Consider the following 14,578-nt stretch of genomic DNA (forward strand, 5'->3'; position numbering starts at 1 on the left):
CCCCTTCGCGTCACGAGACACCGCCATGCTGACCCAGCTTCGCCCCGCCCTCGTCCTGCTGATCGCGCTGACCGCGCTCACCGGGCTCGCCTATCCGCTCGCGATGACCGGGATCGCCGGCCTCGCCTTCCCGAGCCAGGCCGCCGGCTCGATCGTCCTGCGCGACGGCAAGCCCGTCGGGTCGAGCCTGATCGGCCAGGCCTTCGCCGGCGCGCGCTACTTCCAGGGCCGGCCGTCCGCGACCAGCGCCGCCGACCCGGCCGACCCCGCCAAGACCGTGCCGGCGCCCTACAACGCCGCGAACTCGTCGGGCTCCAACCTCGGCCCGACGAGCGCGGCGCTCGCCGAGCGGGTCGGCGCCGACCTCGCCCGCCTGAAGGCCGAGAACCCGGGCGTGCCGGTGCCGGTCGACCTCGTGACCACGAGCGGTTCGGGCCTCGACCCGGACCTCTCGCCCGCCGCCGCCCTGTTCCAGGTGAAGCGCGTGGCGGCCGCGCGCGGGCTCCCCGAGCCGGCCGTGCGCGACCTCGTCGAGGGGCAGGTCCGCGGTCGCTGGCTCGGCATCCTCGGCGAGCCGCGGGTGAACGTGCTGGCGCTCAACCTCGCGCTGGACGGGCTGGCGAAATAGGCGCTGGCCCATTCGGGCCCCGTTGCGGGTAGGATGCGCCCCCGATGCCCGAGCCGAGCCGAGACCCGTCCCGCCCCTCCCCCGACGCGCTGCTCGAAGCCGCGCGCCGCGAAAGCCGGTCGCGCGGCCGGCTGAAGATCTTCCTCGGCGCCGCGCCGGGGGTCGGCAAGACCTACGAGATGCTGACCACGGCCCAGGCCAAGGCCCGCGCCGGCCTCGACGTGGTGGTCGGCGTGGTCGAGACCCATGGCCGCGCGGAGACCGAAAGCCTCGTCGCCGGGCTGGAGGTCGTCCCGCGCCGCGCCGTCGCCTACAAGGGCACCCGCCTCGACGAGATGGATCTCGACGCGCTGCTGGCCCGGCGCCCGGCCCTGGCGCTGGTCGACGAGCTCGCCCACACCAACGCGCCGGGCTCGCGCCACCCGAAGCGCTACCAGGACGTCGAGGAATTGCTCGACGCCGGCATCGACGTCGACACCACCCTCAACATCCAGCACGTCGAGAGCCTGAACGACGTCGTCGCCCAGATCACCCGCATCCGGGTGCGCGAGACCGTGCCCGACGGCATCCTCGACCGGGCCGACGACATCGAGGTGATCGACCTCAACCCCGACGACCTGATCCGGCGTCTTGAGGACGGCAAGGTCTACTTGCCCCGCAACGCCGCCCGCGCGCTGCGGCACTACTTTTCCCGCGGCAACCTCACGGCCTTGCGCGAGCTGGCGCTCCGCCGCACCGCCGACCGGGTCGACGACGAACTCCTGAGCCACATGCGGGCCAACGCCATCCCCGGGCCCTGGGGCGCGGGCGAGCGGGTGCTGGTCTGCGTCAGCGAGGATCCGCGCGCGGCCGGGCTGGTGCGCTACGCCAAGCGCCTGGCCGACCGCCTGCACGCGCCCTGGACCGCGCTCTCGGTCGAGGGGCCGCGGGCGCAGGCGCTGTCGGAGGCCGCCCGCGACCGCATCGCCGACACCTTGCGGCTGGCCGACCGGCTCGGCGGCGAGGCGGCGACCGTGCCGGGCTCGCGGCGGATCGCCGACGACATCCTGGCCTATGCGCGGAGCGCCAACGCCAACCACGTCGTGGTGGGCAAGTCCGAGCGCTCGCGGCTGTTCGAGATCCTGAACGGCTCGGTGGTGCACGACCTCGTGCGCGGCTCAGGGCAGATCAGCGTCCACGTCATCGCGGGCGAGGCGCAGAGTGGGGAGGCGCAGGGCGGGGACGCGGCCGGGCCGAAGAGCGTGCGCACGGCCGCGGAGCCGTCCCGCTCGGCCTGGCCCTACGCGGTCGCGCTCGCGGCCGTCGGGGGCGCCCTCGGGATCGCGCTCGCCCTGCAGCCGATGCTCGGCGTCGAGAACGCCGACCTCGTCCTGCTCACCGCCGTGGTCGCCGTGGCGGTGCGCTTCGGCCTCGGGCCCTCGCTCGCCGCCGTGGTGGCGGCCTCGCTCGCCTACAACTTCTTCTTCCTGCCGCCGCTCTACACCTTCACCATCGCCGACCCGACCAACGTCGCCGCCTTCTGCCTGTTCACGCTGGTCGCCGTGCTGGTCTCGAACCTCGCCGCGCGCACCCGCCAGGAGGCGGTGGTCTCGCGGGCGCGGGCCGTGGCGAGCGAGCGGCTCTACGGCTTCAGCCGCAAGCTCGCCGGCTGCGGCACCCTCGACGACGTGCTGTGGGCGACCGCCTACCAGATCGCCGCGAGCCTCGACGTCCGCGTCGTGCTGCTCCTGCCCGAGGCCGGCGCGATCGCGGTGCGCGCCGGCTACCCGCCGGAGGACACCCTCGACGCGGCCGACCTCGCCGCCGCCAAGTGGGCCTTCGACAACGACCGGGCGGCGGGCCGCGGCGCCGACACCCTGCCCGGCGCCAAGCGCCTGTTCCTGCCGATGCGGACCGGCCGGGGGACGCTCGGCGTCATCGGCCTCGACGCCGACCGGGCCGGGCCGATCCTCTCGCCGGAGTGCCGGCGCCTCCTCGACGCGCTCTCCGACCAGGGCGCGCTGGCCATCGAGCGCGTCCGCCTCGTCGAGGACCTCGACCGGGCCGAGCGCGCGGCCGAGACCGACCGCCTGCGCCAGGCGCTGCTCACCTCGATCTCGCACGACCTGCGCACGCCGCTCGCCGCCGTGCTCGGCGCGGCCACGACGCTGCGCGACCTCGACGACGCCCTCGACGCCCCCGCGAAGGCGGATCTCCTCGCGACCGTCATCGCGGAATCCGAGCGCCTCAACCGCTTCATCGCCAACCTCCTCGACATGACCCGCCTGGAGGCCGGCGCGGTGGTGCCCAACGTCGCGCTGCACGACGTCGCCGAGATCGCCGACACGGCCTTGCGCCGCCTGGAGGCGATCCTGTCCGGCCACCGCGTCGTGGTGGAGATCGCGCCCGGCCTGCCGCCGCTGCGGCTCGATCCGGTGCTGTTCGAGCAGGTGCTGGTCAACCTCCTCGACAACGCCGGCAAGTACGCCCCCGAGGGGTCGACCATCCGCCTGCGCGGGCGGCGGGACGGGATGCGGGTGCGGATCGAGATCCTCGACGAGGGCGGCGGCCTGCCGGAGGCCGACCTGGAACGGGTGTTCGACACGTTCTACCGCGTCGCCAAGGCCGACAGCGTGCGGGCCGGAACCGGCCTCGGCCTGCCGATCTCCCGCGGCTTCATCGAGGCGATGGCCGGCACGGTCGTCGGCGCCAACCGCCGCGACCGCTCCGGCGCGGTGTTCACCATCACCCTGCCGGTCCCCGCCGAGCCCGCGCGGACCGCCTCGGATCGGGCGGCATGACCCTGCACATCCTCGTCGTCGACGACGAGCCGCCGATCCGGCGGCTGCTGCGCACCGGGCTCGGGACCCAGGGCTACGCCGTGCTGGAGGCGCCCGACGGCCGCACCGCCCTGGAGACCCTGGGCCGCAAGGCGTCCGGCCACGAGACGGTGGACCTCGTGATCCTCGATCTCGGGCTGCCCGACATGCGCGGGCACGACCTCCTCGCCCGGATCCGCGCGGCGCATCCCGCCCTGCCGGTGGTGGTGCTGTCGAGCCGCGACGACGAGACCGGCAAGGTCGAGGCGCTCGACCTCGGGGCCGACGACTACGTCACCAAGCCCTTCGGCATGGGCGAGCTGCTGGCCCGCATCCGCACGGCGCTCCGCCACCAGCTCGCGACGGAAGGGCAGCGCCCGCTGTTCCAGGTCGGGCCCTTGAGCGTCGACCTCGTGCGCCGCATCGTCCGGGTGGAGGGGCGCGAGGTGAAGCTGACGCCGCGCGAGTACGACTTCCTGCGGGTGCTGGTGCAGCATGCCGGCAAGGTGCTGACCCACGCCCAGCTGATGGGCGCGGTCTCGGCCTCGTCCGACCCGCAATACCTCCGGGTCTACATGCGCCAGCTCCGGCAGAAGCTGGAGGCCGATCCCGAGCGCCCGCGCCTGCTGCTCACCGAGACCGGCGTCGGCTACCGCCTGCGCGCGCCCGACGACGGGCTGTCGCGCTGACGGCGTCCCCGATGCGGATCTTTTCCTGAACGAACAGGTCCGGCGCGGGTTGTGCAGGCCGCGATCCCGTTCGGATCGCAAACCCGTCCGCATCGCAAGGCCGCCCCGCCCCATGAACACCACGACCCCGGATACGACCCTGAAAGCCGCCGACTTCGCGGCTCCGACCGTCCTGCTCGCCGGCACGGTGGATTACGACATGTACCGGCACTTCCGGGCCCAGATCGGAAAGGCCCCGTGCGAGGGGCTGGTCGTCGTCGAGCTGACCACGCTCGGCGGCGACCCGGAGGTCGCGCGGATGATGGGCGAGGACATCCGCTTCAAGAGCGCGATGAACCCGCAATGCCGCTACGCCTTCCTCGGCAAGGCGGCGATCTACTCCGCCGGCACCACCTTCATGAGCTTCTTCACCCGGCAGAACCGCTACCTCACCCCCGGCACGCGGCTGATGATCCACGAGCGCAAGCTCGCCAAGGAGCTCCGGATCAACGGTCCGCTGACCACCTGCATCGCCACGGTGAAGGCGACGCTCCACGAGATCGAGTGCTCGATCGCGATCCAGAACGAGGGCTTCGCCAACCTCGTCGAGGGCTCGAGCGTGACCCTCGATCAGGTGATCGAGCGGGCTCCCTACAATTGGTACATCGAGGCCGAGGAGGCCCGCACCCTCGGCCTGATCGAGGCGGTGATCTGAGGCTCATGCCGAGTCTTCAGGCCAAGCCTCGTAGGTGAGAACCCATGAGGTCCGGCGGTCGCGGGGGCCGAACCTCGATGAGCCGGGCTCACCGAGGGTCGGCATCAGAACGCCAGCTTCATCCCGGCGACGAGGTTGCGCGGGGCGCCGGCATAGATCGAGCCGGTGGTGCCGGCGAGCACGCCCGCGCCGTTCTGCAGCCCGGTCGTCGCGCTGATCGTGTCGGCGAGGTTCTGGGCCGAGGCGGCGTAGACCGTGTCGAACAGGTTGCGCACCTCGGCGTAGAGCGTGAGGCGCTTGGCGTAGCCGCCGGGGAGTTCCGTCGCGTAGTGGACGTTGGCGTTGACGATCGCGTAGCCCGGCGCCTTCAGCTGGTTGGCGTTGTCGAGGTAGAAATCGTCCTGGAACACGGTCTCGACGAAGGCGCCGAGCCCGGTGAGCGGCCCGGCCGGGACGTCGTAGCCGACGCGGGCGAGCAGCTGGTTGGCCGGCACGCCGGGGATGCGGTTGCCGGCGCGGTCGAGGCGGCGGGTCAGCGCTCCGGCGCTGAGCTGCTCGACGTAGCGGGTGTAGACCTGGTCGTCGAAGGTGTAGGCGGCGACGATGCGCCAGCCCGGCGCGAAGGCCCAGTCGGCGCCGACCTCGAGGCCGCGGTGCTCCGAGGCCGGGGCGTTGAAGGTGTAGCTCTGCAGGCCGGCCCCGGGCGATTGCGAGACGAGCTCGTTGCGGAAGATCTCGTAGAAGCCGGTGACGCTGAGGCGCAGCCCCTCGACCGGCGTCCAGTCGGTGCCGAGGTCGAAGCCGAGGTTCTCCTGGGTCTGCAGCCCGGTGTTGTTGCCGGGCAGGCCCGCCGAGGTCACGAACAGGTTGCTCGCCGCCGGCGTGGTGTAGCCGGTGGCGACGCGGCCGCGGAACGCCCATTCGGCGCTCGGGCGGTAGACCAGCGCCAGTTCCGGGGCGACGTTGAGGAAGCTGCGGTTCGCGTCCGCGATCGTCGTGGTCGCGCCCGCGGCCGCGTAGGCGTAGGCGAGGCTGCGCCCGGTGATCGACGTGGTCTCGGCGCCGATGCCGACGACGCCCGTCCACTGCTCGGAGAGCGCGACCTCGGTGCGGGCGCGGCCGCCGAGGTTCGACTGCACCGCCTCTTGGTCGCCGATCAGCGCGCCCAGCCGCGGGCCGCCGTAGGGCGCGCGGTTGTAGGTCGAGATCCGGTTGTCGATGGTGCTGTAGGCCAAAGCCACGTAGCCGACCGCCGGCAGGCCGAACAGGTCGTAGCGCCGGGTGAGGTCGGTGAGAAAGTTCCAGGACGGGTACGAGCCCCGTGACGCGGTCGCGTAGAACGGCTGGTTGAAATTGCGCTCGTCGAAGCCGAGTTGCGTGCGCCAGGTGGTCTGGGCGTCGATGTCGTGCTCGTAGCGCGCCGCCACGATCGTGCGCCGGTCCTTGCGCTCGAAGCCGGCCTCGTCGGCGGTGACGCCGACCCTTCGGCCGTAGGCGCCGTTGACGAAGAGGTTGGTGAGCGAGCAGCCCGCCGCCGCGGTCGCCGCCGCCGCGCAGCCGCGCTGATAGGGGTTGGTGCGGAACTCGGCCAGCGACGACCGGGCGGCGAGGTCCGCGTGCAGGTCGTTGTTGATCACCTTGAGGGTGAAGCGGTTGTCCGGCGTCGGGGTGTAGCTCGCCAGCAGGTCGATGGTCTGCGTGTCGTAGGACGAATGGTCCTGGTAGCCGTTGGCGCGCACGTCGCTGGAGAACAGGCTGATCTCGAACGGGCCGCTGACGCCGCCGACCGTGAAGGAGGTGCTGAGATAGCCGAAGCTGCCGGCATCGGTGCCGATCTCGTAGCCGTCGATCTCGCGACCGGTGCGGGTGCGGAAGGCCAGCGCGCCGCCCGTGGCGTAGTTGCCGAACAGGGCCGATTGCGGCCCGCGGAACACGTCGATGCGGGAATAGGCCCGCGGGTCGGCGAGGTCGAAGCGCGCGGCGCCGTCGGGCTGGGTCAGGACGAAGCCGTCCTCCAGCACCACCGTGTTCTTGATCACGCCGGTGGAGCGGGCGTTGTTGCCGCGGATCGAGATGATCACGTCGCGCCCGCCGTTGCCCTGGCGCACGGTGACGCCGGGGCTGTTGGCGAGCACCGCGCCGACGCTCGTCGCCGGCCGGTTCTCGATCGTGTCGCGCCGCCCGATCCCGGTCACGACCTGCCCGACCGGATGCTCGATGACGCTGGGCGCCGAGCCCTGCGGCGCGGCGACGCCGAAGGGAATGCCGGCCGCCGGTGCCGGCCCGTCGCGCTCGCCGACCACCGAGAGCTCGGAGAGCGTGACGCTCTCCTGTGCCTGTGCCTGTGCCTGTGCCTGCGCCTGCGCCTGCGCGACGGCGAGCGGGCTGGCGGACAGGAGGAGGAGGCCGGCGCGCAGCCGGAGCTTGGGCAGGAAGGGCATCGGGCGGGCTCGTCTGATCGGGAGGCAGGCGGGATCGGCCCGCCGGAAGAGGTTCGCGATTCGATCAGAGCAGGGTCGGCGGTGCCCTCGGCCGGCCGGCGATCCGGGGGCGATGCGGGGTGCGGGCGGGCGGCGGGGTCGGCCAGGCGACGGGCGACCAGCGCAGGACCCGCGCCGCCGGCTGCGGTGCGGCGACGACCGGCGCGGCGAGCCCCACGGCGCAGAGCGGGCAGGCGTGGCAGCCGGGAACGAGCGGAGCCGGCTCCCCCGCGGCGTCGGCTGCGCCGGCATGGCCGCAGATCGCCGACAGGCCGAGCGGCGCGGCGTCGGGCGCCATCCGCAGGGCGGCGAGCGGCACGATCGACTGCGCCCAGATCGCCAGCAGGATCAGCGCGGTGCCGAGGGCGCCGACGCGCTTCGCCCGACCCGTCACAGGACGGCCTGGATCTGCCGGAGGGCGAGCCCGTGCCCGGCCGCGAGATCGAGCGGGCCGACGAAGCCGCCGTTCCGGTCCATCAGGTAGACCATCAGCGTGTGCTCCAGGGTGTAGTCGCCCCCCGGCAGCGGGACCTTCTTGGAGAAGACGCGGTAGGACCGCGCCACCCGGTCGATCTCCTCGCGGGTCCCGGTCAGCCCCGTGATCGAATCGCTGAACGAGCCCATGTAGTCGCGCAGCACCGCGGTGTCGTCGCGCTCGGGATCGAGGGTGATGTAGTAGGCGCCGATGTCGCCGCCGGCCTTGTGCAGGTCGTCGATCAGGTTGGAGAGGTCGGCCAGCGTCGTCGGGCAGACGTTCGGGCAGCGGGTGAACCCGAAGAACACCAGGAAGGGCCGGCCGGCCAGCGTCGCCGAATCGAGGATCCCACCCTTGGACGATTGCAGCCGGAACGGGCCGCCGACCACCGACATCGCCGGCTTGGCGGGCCCGCGCGGCAGCATCGCCACGACGCCCCCGGCGATGCCGAGGATGCCGACGAGCACCGCCGCGAGGATGCCGTAGCCCGCCCGGCGCTGGGCCGGCGTGACGGGCGGCGGATCAATGGGCATGATCGTGGCCGCCGGCCGCCCCTTGCGCACCCTCGGGGGCCTTCGCGCCGATCGCCTCGACCGCGAACTCGACCGGGACGGTCCCCGCCTTCTCGAACCGCAGCGTGCCCTTGACGCGCTCGCCCTTCTTCAGGGGCGCCGTCAGGTCGACGAACATCATGTGGTAGCCGCCCGGCGCGAGCGTCACCGTGGCGCCGGGGGCGATGACCAGGCCGCCCGGGACCGGAGCCATCTTCATCACGGTGCCGTCCATCGTCATCGAATGGATCTCGACGTGGTCGGCCCCGGTCACCGTGGCGCCGAGCAGCGTGTCCGGCGCGGTGCCGGTGTTGGTGACGCTGAGGTAGCCGCCGCCGACCTTGGCGCCGTTCGGGGTCGCCCGCGTCCAGGGATGGGCGATCGCGAGCGCGCCGGCCTTGTACTCGTGGGCGCCGGCCGGGACCGCGAGCAGCGCGAGGGCGACGAGGGAGCCGGTCGCGCGGCGACGGAACAGCTTGGACATGGCAACTCTCCTGAAGGGGGCGGTGTCGGTCGCGGTCGCGGCCGCGGGCGGCCGGGCGGTTGGGGGACGGCGTCCCGGGCATGCCGGCTCGCGCGATCGCGAGGGGCCGAGCGACGGCGATGCGGCAGGCTGCATCGGTCGATGCGGGCCGAGGCCTTCCCGGAGCACGGCTTTCGGCGCGCAACCGTGAGGCAGGGCGCGACGCCGCGTTCCGGCTGGGCGGCGGCCGGGCGGTGGATCAGGCGGCGGGTGGGGCGCGTGCGCCGGCGCCGATGCCCGGCGGAGCGCGGGCGGCGGCGGCGAGGACGGGACGCCACGGAACGTCGACGGCCGGGGGAGCGGACCGGGCGACCGCGACGGCCGCCGGAACCGGCACGTCCGCCATCGGCATCGCCTGCGCGGCCGTGCAGCATGCCAGGTGGTCGCCGTGATGGGGCGCGTCGGCCGGGCCGTGCCCGTCCGCGCCGGATTCCTGCAGGCAGAGCGCGTGCGCCGGGTCGAGGGTGCGCACGCCCGTCATCCCGCCGAGGACGGCCTGCAGGGCGAGCGCGTAGAGCGCGGTCACGGCGATGACCGCGCGGCAGACCCGCCAATCTGGCCGCCACATGCGCATGCCCCACGCCTAGGGCGCCGGCCGCCGCCCCGTCAATGCGGCAGAACCGTGCGAGGCCGTTTTCGCCGGGCCTGCCGCTCGGATCGAGGGCCGCCGCTCAGAACCGCCCGGCCAGCGTCAGCCGCACGGCGGTGGGCTCGACCGGGTGGAAGTGCCGGTCGGCGACGCCGTCGGCCGGTTCGCCCGGCAGGCGCGAGATATAGTAGTAGGTGATCTGGTCCGACTTGGCGTTGGTCAGGTTCAGCACGTCGAGCGACAGGCTGAGGCCGTTGTCGAAATGGTAGCCGACGCGGCCGTTGAGCAGCGCCGTCGGCTTCGAGCGCACGGAATTGTCCTCGATCAGCGGGCGCGGGCCGAAGTAGCGCAGCCGCATCGCGCCGAACCAGCCGAGGGCCTCGCCGAAGGTGAACCCGGCCGACGCGATCGTGGTCGGCGCCTCGGGGATGCGGTTGCCGACCGGGTCGACGTCGGAGAAGCGGGCATTGGTGACGGTGAGGTCCCCCTCCAGCCTCAGCCACGGCGTCACCGCGTAGCGGTTGGTCCACTCGATGCCGAAGCGGCGGCTCGGCCGGCTCGGCTCCGTCGTGCCGGTGTCGCCCTGGAACAGGTTCTCCGACGCGAAATCGAGGCGGAACAAGGCCAATGCGGTCTCCAGCCCGGCGATCGAGCGGTTGCGGATGCCGACCTCGTAGCCGGTCGAGGGCACGAGGAAGGGCGAGCGCGCGATGTTGAAGAGGGGGCTCGCCGGGTCGACCGTCGCGGTCACGCCGCGCACGTCGTTCGAGTGGAAGCCGCCGCCGTAGTTCACGTAGAGCTCGGTGTCGAACCACGGCCCCAGCACCAGCCCGAGCTTCGGGTTGACGATGCCGTCCCGTGCCTTGCCGGAATTGGCCGCCGTGTCGGAGACCACGTCGCCGTAGTAGCCGTCGGCCCGGAAGCCGACGCTGGTGCGCAGCCAGTCGGTCCAGCGCACGCGGTTGTCGACGTAGAACGCCCCGCTCGCCTCCAGCACCCGGTCGTCGAGGACGCCCGTGCGGAACTGGCGGTTCGCGGTGTTGAACAGCCCGACGCGGATCGCGTCGGTGCGGGTCTGCACCCCGATCTCGTTCTCCATCGGATGCCCGAACAGGTCGCCCTGGAAGACGTGGCTCACCTCGCCGCCGCCGAGGATGCGCTGGTCGAGCTGGTGGAACTGGTCTCCGTTGACCGGATCGTTGAGGAAGTAGGTGAAGTCGTTGAACAGGTTGAGCTGCGAGCGGATGACGTAGGCCGAGGCCCGCGTGACGCCGGTGTCGTCGGTCATGCTCCAGCGGCCCGAGAGCGAGAACCGGCTGCTGTCGCCGCCGTCGGTCGGGTTCAGGGTGCCGAAGCGGCCGATGATCCCCTCCGACACCGCGCGCGACGCGATCTGGTTGGTCGCGGTCCAGCGGCTGGCATAGGCCATGCCGGTGACCGAGAACCCGTCGAGCGCCGTGCCCTGGCTGTAGCGCACCACGCCGTTCACCTTGCGCAGTGCATCCGGCACGTCCCACGGGCCGTCGTAGACCTGCGCCTCGCCCGCCACGAGCAGGTTGCCCTGGCCGAGGGGAGCCGAGGCGATGGTCAGCGCCCGCGCGTAGCCGAAGCTGCCGAACGAGGTCAGCGCGACGTTCTTGGCGACGGTGTCGAGGTAGTCGATCCGTACCGAGCCGGCCGAGGCGAAGTCGCCGTCGCGGACGAAGTACGGCCCCTTGTGGAACGCCACCGCGCCGACGAGCTCGGGGATCAGGAAGTTGATGTCGGCGTAGCCCTGGCCGTGCGCGTGCGTGCGCATGTTCACCGGCATCCCGTCGACCTCGATCGCGATGTCGGTGCCGTGGTCGAGGTTGAAGCCGCGCAGGAAGAACTGGTTGGCCTTGCCCTCCCCCGAATGCTGGGTGACGATCAGGCCGGGCACGGATTCGAGCACCTCGCCCGGCCGCGTGATCGGGCGGCTGTTGATCTCGGCGCCGGAAACGATGCCGGCGCTCGCCGCATCCACCGTCCGAAGCGCCCCGCCGGCGCCGATGGTGCCGCCGACGTAGCCGGCGCTCGCCGCAGCCCCGGCGGCGGGCCTGGGATCGTCGGCCGTCACGGAGATCTCGGCGAGGTTCGCCTCGGCCTCCCCGGCGGCGGGGCGCGCCAGCGCGGCCGGGCCCGAGAGGGCGGCGGCGCAGGCGAGAGCGAGCAGGGTTGGCGTTCGGAAGACGGGCGGGGACTGGGACGCGGACACGGGACCTCGGGCGACGCGGACGTGGCACGTCACCGCGAACGAGGCCGATCCACCGCTCCGTCCGTCGGACGGCCGGGGGCTTCGACACCCGCCGGAACACCCCGCCCGACGCGCTTCGCGTGTGACCACGACTGACGGCAGGTCTCCTGGCTCGCGGGTCATCGCCCGCCACCGTCTTCCCGGATGCGGCGCATCCAGTGACGTCCAGTGGTGGAAGGCTCGCCGCTTACAGTTGCGGGGGCAGCCGCGGCTTCGGGCAAGGCCCCGTCGGGCCCTCCCCTCACCGCGTTCCCTTTTGATCCTCGATGAGGAACCGTCGCGTGCAGGTTGCGTCGGGCGCCGCCGGCCCGTCAATCCGGCTTTCGGACGCCGTCGCCGGGTGTGGCCGATCGGTGACGCCGTCAGCGGCTCGCGGCGAAGCGGGCCGGGCCGTCGCCGCGGCCGGTCACCACGACGAGGCGGCGGATCTCACCGCGCAGGAACGCCTGCAGGAAGCGGTCGTAGTTGCGGAAGGACACGCAGCCGTTCGAGGCGCCGCTCGGCCCGAGCATGTAGGTGTGGGCCAGCAGCCCGTCGCGGCCGTGGATCGCGGCGGCGCCGCCCACCGGGTTGAGGCGGATCGCCCGCACGCCGTGGAACAAAGCCTCGCGCTCGGTGAGGTCGTAGGTGCCCGGCGGGGTCGAGCCGCGCATGCGCAGGTGCACGAAGTCGGGATGGTCCATGCTGGCGCCGAGGCCGGAATGGGCTTCCAGCACCTCGCCGTTCGGCAGGCGGACGGTGCGGGCGGTGATGTCGTAGATCGCCGTGCCGGCGCCCGCGTCGGGGCTGGGGAACAGGCGGCCGCGCGACCGCTCCAGCCCGGGGCTCTCGAGGGCGGCGTAGGCCAAAGCCGGGCCCGGGTCCTTCCGCGCGGCGAACAGCTCCTCGAAGAACGACGGCGTCTCGGCGGTGGGCGCCGGCACCGCCTCGGGCACCCGGCGCGGGGCGCGGCGCAGGGCGAGGCGCTGCGGCACGGGGGCGGCGATCAGGTCCGCCGGGCGGGCGACCGGCAGCGGCACGATCTGGGCCTGCCGCACGACCTCGGTGTCCCGCAGGACCTGGGTAACCCGCAGGACCTGCGTGTCCCGTAAGACCCGGCTTGCCCGCAGGGCCCGCACCTGCTCCACGACCTGGGCCTGCCGGCCGGTCTCCGCCGGGGGCGCGGCCTCGGTCGAGCGCGGCTCGGCGGCCGCGAGCGTCGCGATGGGCGGGGCGAAACGCGGCTCGGGCGGGGTGAGCGCGGCGCCGAGGGGCGCGCCCTGACGGTCCGCGCCGGCCTCCGGGCCCAGCATCGGCCGGGGATCGAACAGGGCGGCGAGGGCGGTAGACCCGGTGCTGCGGGCCTGGAGGCTCGCCACCTGCGGCACCGGCTCGGTCCCGCCGCCCGGCGGCACGCCCTCGAGGGTGACGAGGCAGAGCAGGGCGGCGAGCGTGTTGCGAAGGATCGGGTGGCGGCGTGCCCGCCGGCGGCGGGCGGGACGCGTGAGGCCGCAGGAGGAGCGCGGGTGATGAGGCATGCGGACTCGACTCGAAGGCGACCCGGTGCCCGCAGCCGCGCAGCGTCCGGCCCTCGCCCGCGACGGATCGGCGGGCGGCGGGCCGGCCGATGGGGTCGGCCGTGCGGGGATCGAGAGAACTGCGACTGATCCGTATTGGGCGCGCGTTTGGTTAATCCGCCCCTAAGCCGCCGGCCGACGCGTACGGATCGCGCGCGAAAACCCGCGAGACCCGTGCGCCGGGCGCGGCGATGATCGGCAGCGTCTCGCTCGACCCGCTCGACCCGCGCGGCGCGGGGATAAGACGGGGCATGCGCATGCACGCGAACGTGTTGCCGCTTCGTTCTTGCCGAGCCGGCCCCGAATCGGCGATACCGTCGCGCATGCGGATGCCCGTCCTCGCTGTCCTCCTGTCCCTGAACGCCCTGCCCTGCGCGGCTGCGCAGGCGCCGCGGGCGGCCGACCCGGCGGCGCTGGAGCAGGCGTGGCGCGACTGCGTGCGGGAAGCCTATGCGCACCAGCCGCCGGCCCAGGGGCGCGCCGGCTCGCAGCGCAACGCCCTCGACGAATGCAAGGAGCGCGAGGACGCCGTCGTCGCGGCGCTGATGGCCGCCCGCGACGTCGAGGCCGGACGCGATGCCCGCTCGCTGCCGGCCCGTGCCCGCGCCTGGGCGGCCTCGGTCGCCTCCTACGTCGTCGACCCGGTCTCGTCCTGGATCGCGATGCTGCGCAACTGAGCGCCGGCAATTCCCGCGCCGACGGTGGTCGGGTCGTTCAGAGGATCGGATGCATCTGCCGGGCGCGCCGGCGCGTCACCGCCCGTAGACGTCCTCGACGCGGATGATGTCGTCCTCGCCGGTATAGGAGCCGACCTGGACCTCGATCAGCTCGAGCGGGATCCTGCCGGGATTGGTCAGGCGGTGCAGCGAGCCGATCGGCAGGTACACCGCCTCGTTCTCGTGCACGAGGACCAGGCGCTCGCCCAGCGTCACCTCCGCCGTGCCCTTCACCACCACCCAGTGCTCGGCGCGGTGGAAATGCTTCCGCAGCGACAGGCGCCCGCCCGGCGTCACCCTGATGCGCTTGACCTGGAACCGCTCGCCGATGTCGACGCCCTGGGACCAGCCCCAGGGCCGGTACATCCGCCGGTGCGCGTCGGCCTCCGGATGGGCCCGGGCCCGCAGCACCCCGACCAGCTCCTTGACCCGGCCCGACTGCGCCTTCGAGGCGACCAGCACCGCGTCGGGGGTCGCCACCACCACCACGTCGTCGAGGCCGACCACCGTGGTCAGCCCCTCGCCCTCGCTGTGCACCAGGCTGTTGCGCGTGCCCAGGAGCTCGACCCGGCCGCGCACCGCGTTGCCGGCGGCGTCCTGCGGC

Annotated in this window: 14 protein-coding genes and 1 riboswitch; of the genes, 5 read left to right on the top strand and 9 right to left on the bottom strand. The window is 73.2% G+C overall.

From position 1 onward, the window contains the following. The first annotated feature begins 25 nt into the window (after positions 1–25). The 4 genes from MKK55_RS04295 to MKK55_RS04310 all read left to right on the top strand — a co-directional run bounded on the left by MKK55_RS04295 (position 26) and on the right by MKK55_RS04310 (position 4,809). Entirely contained in the window at positions 26–628 is a 603-nt protein-coding gene (locus MKK55_RS04295; protein ID WP_147729400.1) for a K(+)-transporting ATPase subunit C, read from the top strand. A gap of 44 nt (positions 629–672) precedes the next feature. Further along, positions 673–3,408: a sensor histidine kinase gene (locus MKK55_RS04300; protein WP_243933469.1), complete on the top strand. Its 2,736-nt coding sequence runs from the start codon at positions 673–675 to the stop codon at positions 3,406–3,408. After that, complete coding sequence (locus MKK55_RS04305) at positions 3,405–4,115, top strand: response regulator (protein ID WP_147728118.1); 711 nt, start codon at positions 3,405–3,407, stop codon at positions 4,113–4,115. The genes MKK55_RS04300 and MKK55_RS04305 overlap by 4 nt, the downstream gene beginning before the upstream one ends. Positions 4,116–4,227: 112 nt before the next feature. Next, entirely contained in the window at positions 4,228–4,809 is a 582-nt protein-coding gene (locus tag MKK55_RS04310; protein WP_243933470.1) for a peptidase S14, read from the top strand. 104 nt (positions 4,810–4,913) lie between these two features. Here MKK55_RS04310 and MKK55_RS04315 read toward each other — a convergent pair whose 3' ends face one another. From MKK55_RS04315 to MKK55_RS04350, 8 genes are all read right to left on the bottom strand, one after another. Continuing rightward, positions 4,914–7,250, bottom strand: coding sequence for a TonB-dependent receptor family protein (locus MKK55_RS04315; protein WP_243933472.1), 2,337 nt, complete (start codon positions 7,248–7,250; stop codon positions 4,914–4,916). Positions 7,251–7,314: 64 nt separating this feature from the next. Continuing rightward, the gene (locus MKK55_RS04320) at positions 7,315–7,683 is read right to left on the bottom strand and encodes a DUF2946 family protein (protein ID WP_243933474.1); all 369 of its coding nucleotides are present in this window, start codon (positions 7,681–7,683) and stop codon (positions 7,315–7,317) included. Next, complete coding sequence (locus tag MKK55_RS04325; protein WP_243933476.1) at positions 7,680–8,297, bottom strand: SCO family protein; 618 nt, start codon at positions 8,295–8,297, stop codon at positions 7,680–7,682. Before MKK55_RS04325 ends, MKK55_RS04320 begins: the two co-directional genes overlap by 4 nt. Then, positions 8,287–8,799: a copper chaperone PCu(A)C gene (locus MKK55_RS04330; protein WP_147729784.1), complete on the bottom strand. Its 513-nt coding sequence runs from the start codon at positions 8,797–8,799 to the stop codon at positions 8,287–8,289. Before MKK55_RS04330 ends, MKK55_RS04325 begins: the two co-directional genes overlap by 11 nt. 238 nt (positions 8,800–9,037) lie before the next feature. Further along, positions 9,038–9,406: a hypothetical protein gene (locus MKK55_RS04335; RefSeq protein WP_243933477.1), complete on the bottom strand. Its 369-nt coding sequence runs from the start codon at positions 9,404–9,406 to the stop codon at positions 9,038–9,040. Between the two features lie 103 nt (positions 9,407–9,509). Beyond that, entirely contained in the window at positions 9,510–11,663 is a 2,154-nt protein-coding gene (locus MKK55_RS04340; protein WP_409566014.1) for a TonB-dependent receptor, read from the bottom strand. A 118-nt stretch (positions 11,664–11,781) separates the two neighbouring features. Beyond that, positions 11,782–11,996: riboswitch (cobalamin riboswitch) on the bottom strand. A gap of 68 nt (positions 11,997–12,064) precedes the next feature. Next, on the bottom strand, positions 12,065–13,219 hold the full coding sequence (locus MKK55_RS04345; protein ID WP_243933479.1) for a DUF2778 domain-containing protein: 1,155 nt from the start codon (positions 13,217–13,219) through the stop codon (positions 12,065–12,067). A 151-nt stretch (positions 13,220–13,370) separates the two neighbouring features. After that, positions 13,371–13,583, bottom strand: coding sequence for a hypothetical protein (locus MKK55_RS04350; protein WP_243933481.1), 213 nt, complete (start codon positions 13,581–13,583; stop codon positions 13,371–13,373). Here MKK55_RS04350 and MKK55_RS04355 point away from each other — a divergent pair. Then, positions 13,582–13,935 (top strand): hypothetical protein, encoded by a 354-nt coding sequence (locus MKK55_RS04355; protein ID WP_243933483.1) that lies wholly within the window; start codon positions 13,582–13,584, stop codon positions 13,933–13,935. The genes MKK55_RS04350 and MKK55_RS04355 overlap by 2 nt on opposite strands. Positions 13,936–14,010: 75 nt before the next feature. On the opposite strand, the gene MKK55_RS04360 is transcribed toward MKK55_RS04355, so the two are convergent. Beyond that, the coding region (locus MKK55_RS04360) for a cupin domain-containing protein (RefSeq protein ID WP_243933485.1) at positions 14,011–14,578 on the bottom strand (568 nt) is incomplete at its 5' end.

The sequence above is a fragment of the Methylobacterium sp. J-059 genome (genome assembly GCF_022829485.1).
Taxonomy (GTDB): Bacteria; Pseudomonadota; Alphaproteobacteria; order Rhizobiales; family Beijerinckiaceae; genus Methylobacterium.

Excerpts from the sequence above, each read along its gene's own strand:
- MKK55_RS04315 (WP_243933472.1), bottom strand. The coding sequence starts at position 7,250 with ATGCCCTTCCTGCCCAAGCTCCGGCTGCGCGCCGGCCTCCTCCTCCTG.
- MKK55_RS04325 (WP_243933476.1), bottom strand. The coding sequence starts at position 8,297 with ATGCCCATTGATCCGCCGCCCGTCACGCCGGCCCAGCGCCGGGCGGGC.
- MKK55_RS04350 (WP_243933481.1), bottom strand. The coding sequence starts at position 13,583 with ATGCGCGACGGTATCGCCGATTCGGGGCCGGCTCGGCAAGAACGAAGC.
- MKK55_RS04310 (WP_243933470.1), top strand. The coding sequence starts at position 4,228 with ATGAACACCACGACCCCGGATACGACCCTGAAAGCCGCCGACTTCGCG.
- MKK55_RS04330 (WP_147729784.1), bottom strand. The coding sequence starts at position 8,799 with ATGTCCAAGCTGTTCCGTCGCCGCGCGACCGGCTCCCTCGTCGCCCTC.
- MKK55_RS04295 (WP_147729400.1), top strand. The coding sequence starts at position 26 with ATGCTGACCCAGCTTCGCCCCGCCCTCGTCCTGCTGATCGCGCTGACC.
- MKK55_RS04305 (WP_147728118.1), top strand. The coding sequence starts at position 3,405 with ATGACCCTGCACATCCTCGTCGTCGACGACGAGCCGCCGATCCGGCGG.
- MKK55_RS04355 (WP_243933483.1), top strand. The coding sequence starts at position 13,582 with ATGCGGATGCCCGTCCTCGCTGTCCTCCTGTCCCTGAACGCCCTGCCC.
- MKK55_RS04300 (WP_243933469.1), top strand. The coding sequence starts at position 673 with ATGCCCGAGCCGAGCCGAGACCCGTCCCGCCCCTCCCCCGACGCGCTG.
- MKK55_RS04335 (WP_243933477.1), bottom strand. The coding sequence starts at position 9,406 with ATGTGGCGGCCAGATTGGCGGGTCTGCCGCGCGGTCATCGCCGTGACC.
- MKK55_RS04345 (WP_243933479.1), bottom strand. The coding sequence starts at position 13,219 with ATGCCTCATCACCCGCGCTCCTCCTGCGGCCTCACGCGTCCCGCCCGC.